The sequence below is a fragment of the Nostoc cf. edaphicum LEGE 07299 genome (genome assembly GCF_015207245.1).
GTDB classification, from domain to species: domain Bacteria; phylum Cyanobacteriota; class Cyanobacteriia; order Cyanobacteriales; family Nostocaceae; genus Nostoc; species Nostoc edaphicum_B.
This window is the reverse complement of the sequence record NZ_JADEXF010000371.1, coordinates 1-4973: the sequence shown is the minus strand read 5'-3', so window position 1 is coordinate 4973 and position 4973 is coordinate 1. Positions and strand designations below refer to the sequence as shown.

The 4973-nt window shown below is 38.8% G+C and carries 5 protein-coding genes; 3 read left to right on the top strand and 2 right to left on the bottom strand.

Translation table 11 applies throughout. From position 1 onward, the window contains the following. Window positions 1-2361 (bottom strand): esterase/lipase family protein (locus IQ229_RS12795; protein ID WP_228013426.1); only part of this gene is annotated, 2361 nt, incomplete at its 3' end. A 174-nt stretch (window positions 2362-2535) separates the two neighbouring features. Between IQ229_RS12795 and IQ229_RS12790 the strand changes: the two genes are divergently transcribed. From IQ229_RS12790 to IQ229_RS23990, 3 genes are all read left to right on the top strand, one after another. Beyond that, window positions 2536-2868: a hypothetical protein gene (locus IQ229_RS12790; RefSeq protein WP_194044218.1), complete on the top strand. Its 333-nt coding sequence runs from the start codon at window positions 2536-2538 to the stop codon at window positions 2866-2868. Between the two features lie 131 nt (window positions 2869-2999). Further along, complete coding sequence (locus IQ229_RS12785; RefSeq protein WP_194044216.1) at window positions 3000-3446, top strand: hypothetical protein; 447 nt, start codon at window positions 3000-3002, stop codon at window positions 3444-3446. Window positions 3447-3608: 162 nt separating this feature from the next. Continuing rightward, window positions 3609-3782, top strand: a complete 174-nt coding sequence (locus tag IQ229_RS23990) for a hypothetical protein (protein WP_228013425.1) — start codon at window positions 3609-3611, stop codon at window positions 3780-3782. Window positions 3783-3869: 87 nt separating this feature from the next. Here IQ229_RS23990 and IQ229_RS12780 read toward each other — a convergent pair whose 3' ends face one another. Next, window positions 3870-4541 (bottom strand): sigma-70 family RNA polymerase sigma factor, encoded by a 672-nt coding sequence (locus IQ229_RS12780; protein WP_194044220.1) that lies wholly within the window; start codon window positions 4539-4541, stop codon window positions 3870-3872. Between the last annotated feature and the right edge of the window lie 432 nt (window positions 4542-4973).

The following is a 4973-nucleotide window of genomic DNA, read 5'->3' as shown; positions in this document are numbered from 1 at the left end:
GTTATGTACTTGTAAAAATCCATCGATTGGAAATACGGTACGTTTAGGTATATTAACGGGACCAATGTTCGCAATATAATCTGGCTGGTCTCTTTCAGTAACTGCATCTTGCGTTGGTTTGTTGACTCCGTAGATAACGGTGACTTGTCCAACTTCGTCAGCAAAAATATTGGGGTCGGGAGATTGACCTTGAGCTACAGAATCAAAGCCGTTGTTGAGGTCTAAAAGCAGTGTATTTCTCTGATTGGGATCGATACTTTCAATGCTTCTATAAGTTTTCTGGTTCGGCAGAGTATCGATAAACGGATAAGTTGCCAGCAGCGACCTAAGTGTAGGAACGTATTTTTCAATAAACTCAATTGGATCGAGGTTATTGCCTGCTGGAGGAGGAGTAATTGCGAGTGGAGAGTTATTGTCGCCATTAAATGCAACCGTCTGGCCTCTTTGAGTTACCTTCTGATATGCAGCTTTGGTTGCAGAACCAAGAAACAAGCTAGCTGATCCACCAAAAATATTGTTATTGAGAGGATTCCACGGTAGGGAAGATCCACGGTTAGGTACGCCCACCGTAATCAAATTATCTACTTTTGGTAAATTTGCCTGGATATTATTTCCGCTATCATCTTGATATTGAAATGGCTGTCCGTAGGCATCACTTTGAATGTAAGTTCTGGCAACTATTCCTCCCGTGCTATGGGCAATAATGTCAACAGAGTCAAGTTCAGGAATTTCGCTGTTTGGCAACCCCGCAAATTGACTTTTCCAACCTTTTACGGCTTCTTCTAACCAAAAGCCAAGCTGATCGACTGCATATTCATAGGTATCATCAGTTAATTGTGCCGCCGAGCGGTTAATTTTACCGTCAATTACTCCATCAATTGGTCCTGAATCCAATCGCCAGTCATAAGGGGCAACAAATAGATCTACTCCCTCTCGATAACCTGCCCGTTTTAATGTTTCAACCAAATCGTCATAGTTTCTCTGTAATGGATCGGGGCGCAAGGTATCAGGTTCTACTCCTCGGTTGAGCAACCAATTTCTAAAATCTGCATTTTCGGGAAAACTACCACCGATGCCTGGTAAAAGCAAAACTGGTTTTCGCACTGGATTAGCCTGAACAACTGCTTCTTCGGAAGTTGTAGTCTTAACCCAAAAGGCAGTTTGACCTCGTTCGTTCAAAGGGTCGTAAATGTTGATATCCTGAATATTTCCCGTCAGTCCAGAAGATACCTGATTAGCTTGCTCCCCAACTTTGGCGACTAAACTAGTAGCAATTGTCGGCTCGGTTGCTCCCGAAGATAGATTAAATTGACTAGAGAACAGAGCCAGAGCTGGTTGAGCAGACGAATCTTGTGCCAAATAAGCTACAGTTCCATAACCGCCATCGTTGGTTAATGTAAAAGTAACTCCAAGACGCTCATCGGTTAGAAAACCGCCAATTAAGCCAGTATCTTCTCCTGGATCGAGTACTCCATTATTGTTGTTATCTTCAAATTTTTCTCCAGGATCGAGAATTCCATTGCCAGCAACACCAGCAATCCGCTGAATAATCCTTCCCGAATCCGTCTTGATACTGATGAAGATGCCAGCACCAGGCTGCAAACCTGGAAGGGGATTGTCACCTGTTCCACTATAATTGCCATAAAAGACAACTACATTTCCATCGTTACTGATTCCAGGGGCAAGTCCAACCGAAGTAAAGCCTTTAATATCACTTGCAATAACATCACTGATCTTTAGTTGATAATCTTGCAGTATGATTTTGGTACTGAAGTCTCTAGCGACAATTAGTCCACTATCTGAGATTGCGGGTATAACGCCACTATTGCTTGCTAAGATGGCTTGATTATATGTTCTCCCTCCAAATAAACCTGAATCGCTAGCCAAAGTTGCTAGGGCAATATTGGGGAACTCTCCTTTAGGAGTTACAGCGAAAACTGCCTGACCTACTGGCGATTTATTATTGAGGCTAGGAAACGAAAGAATATTTTCAAAATCAACATTGTCAGATGGAAACCTAGCAGTGCCAAGGTTCGTGCTGAAAGAACCAGGATTATTTGCATCCCAGAGACGAATTGCCGAAAATCCACTGCCGCGATCGATTGCTATTACTTGGTTGTTGTTATTAATTTCAACTCCCGAAGCAAAACTACTATTAGTACTAAAATTACTAGAAAGATTCTTAATTTGATTAGAGCCATCTCTCACCAGCAAATCTTGTATGCTGCCAAATTTACCAATAAAAGCTACTAGACCGGAATCATTAATAGAAACCGTATCTACAAAACCAGTTATATTACCTACAGAACCTACAGTATCAGTGGTTTTAGCAACTAGTTTGCGTAAATATTTGTTCGACATGTTTGGCTCCTTGACAAGACATAAATGTAGTTAATTTGCAGCTAAATGCCAACATAGCAAGACTGTAAAAACAGTTTTTACTTATGTTACTAGTTTGACGGCGACATTTTTTGTCGTGTTACAATCAAGTCTGAACCTGATATGTTGACCCATAGCTAAGACCGCAAAAAAGCAATGAAATTGATAATATTTGCTATAGTAGTATCAGTAGTAATCTCAGCAATCATCGGATTGCTCTGGGCAATAATTTATCTACTGTATAGCCAAAATCTTCAAGTAACTCTCAAGTTATTTTTCTACTCAGTTTTGGGAGGATTGCTTGGTGTAATAGTTGGTGGTTTTATTGGTTATTTAGTCGGTTCGAGGGTATCTAAGGAATTTCCAGGTGATTTCATTTTTAGCTCTGAAACCGCCAGTTTGCTTGTTTGGATTTCAATTTTCTGGATTGTAGGCATTATTGTGGGAGCAGTTTTAGGAGGATTGTTTTTCATTAGATTTTATTCATAATCCGTTCTGGATAAATACGTGTTTATAGACGCTATTCGTGCGTATTTCTTTTATTTTTTGCCGAATTTAGAGCGTTACTGTTATGTGTTTAACTAGAAACTTTTACGGCTCATAATACTATATATGTATAAATGAAAACTCAAAGTGTCATAGCAATCGTAACGATTCCAATAGTAATCTTAGGAATGCTTGGAGCGATTTGGGCAATATTTTATTTCAGATATATCCAAAATATTCAACCAAGCATAAAAGCGATAATTTTTTGTACAACAATACAAGTAGGAATCTCAGCAATCATAGGATTGCTCTGGGCAATAATTTATCTACTGTATAGCCAAAATATTCAAATAAATCTCAACTTATTCTTATACTCATTTTTGGGAGGATTGCTTGGTGGAATAGTTGGTGTTTTTATTGGTCATTTAGTTGGTTTGAGGGAATATAAAGAAGCCACAGGTGGTTTATTTATTGGCGGTGAAGGCATAGTCTGGTTCTTTTGGATTTTTCTTTTCTGGATTATAGGCATTATTGAAGGAGCAGTTTTAGGAGGATTGATTTTCATCAGATTTTATTCATAATCCGTTCTGGATAAATACGTGTTTTTAGCTCTATTCGTGCGTATTTTTGGATTTTTTGTCTAATTTAAGTTGTTTCTGTTATGTGTTTAACTAGAAACTTTTACGGTTCATAATACTATACATATATAAATGAAAACTCAAAGTGTCATAGCAATCGTAACGATGCCAACAGTAATTTTAGGAACGCTTGGAGCGATTTGGGCAATATTTTATTTCAGATATACCCAAAATATTCAAGCAAGTTTGGAATTGTTTTTTTACTTCTTGTGTGCCGGTTTAATTGCTGGAATAGTTGGTCTAATTATTGGTTTTTTATTTAAGTCGATACTTTATTAAAGTATCAGCTTTGCAACGGACATTATTAGAAGGTTTTTTGAGAGAGAGTACGCTACTAGTACTTATTTGTTCATGCCCAAATAGCATTTAGAATAAACCCTCTATCTCAGCAAATTTCCGCAAGCGTGGTAGACACTGCCGTTGATAGAAACTGCTTAATGTCGCAATTGACAGCCCAAAGTCTTTAGATAATTCTTTCCAGCTAACTTCCGGGGGTAAGCGTTTGAGAATTAATACCTGACAATTTACGTCTGGACGCCTTTTAATGTGAGTACTACGTAGTTCCATATCCGAGTCTGTCTCCACCCATATCTCCAGGTTTTCCAAAATAGGAGGTGCTTGGGTGGTAGCTGGTATATTATCTATCGGGTCAATACTTTCACCAATCTCACCCGACTTAGACTGATGAACCCTAAAGGAGACTGTTGTGGCTTTTTCCCAGTTTTGGTTGAGATAAAAGTCTTGTAGTCTGCGTTTTAGGTAAGCATCTAGCCAATTAATCACACTACCTTGAGTGGAGTCATAGGCTTGACCTGTCAGACCATCACAAATGTTGCGGCAGAAATACAACCAAGTTTGTTGCAGTGCGTCTTGATAGTAGGGAGTATTTTCCTTCCAGAGTTTATTTTGTGTCAAACGAATGATTTGCGTGAGCAACTTCTGACGTTGAGGGCTTCCAGGTGGATGTCTACGGGCTTGGGCAACTAAGGATGCTAGCTGTTCATTTAGATTCTTCTTAACTGAAGTTTTAAGTAACAGATGCCTAGCTTCCTGGTCTACTGGTAGTGAATAACTCTGAATGTCTAAATCAGTAGTAATATCTTTTACAGACAAAGAGTTCTTGCTTACCTCATCAGTTTCAATAGCAATGCTATCCATGTTACTTTGCTCAGATGCCTGAATACAGCGATGAATTGCTTCTTCAGGCGGGATAAAATCTTGGTTTATACTATTTTTTCGCATCTTATTTTCTTTCCTCAAATTTATTTTTTCCACATACTTTGCAAGCTTGATGCAGTACCCAACCCGCTCTTTGCTTGATTTTTAATGCTGTCATTATCTGTCAGATATTAGAGGTAATAACAGCATGGTTGCAATGGGCAATACCCTTTTGCTCACCAACTCCACTCAATCCACATAATCAACTCAGTAGGAGGACATAATTAAATGTAAAATGCAAACCAGAAGAAC

What these genes read in the sequence shown, in the direction of transcription:
- IQ229_RS12790 (WP_194044218.1), top strand. Translation starts at nt 2,536, where the DNA reads ATGAAATTGATAATATTTGCTATAGTAGTATCAGTAGTAATCTCAGCA.
- IQ229_RS12785 (WP_194044216.1), top strand. Translation starts at nt 3,000, where the DNA reads ATGAAAACTCAAAGTGTCATAGCAATCGTAACGATTCCAATAGTAATC.
- IQ229_RS23990 (WP_228013425.1), top strand. Translation starts at nt 3,609, where the DNA reads ATGCCAACAGTAATTTTAGGAACGCTTGGAGCGATTTGGGCAATATTT.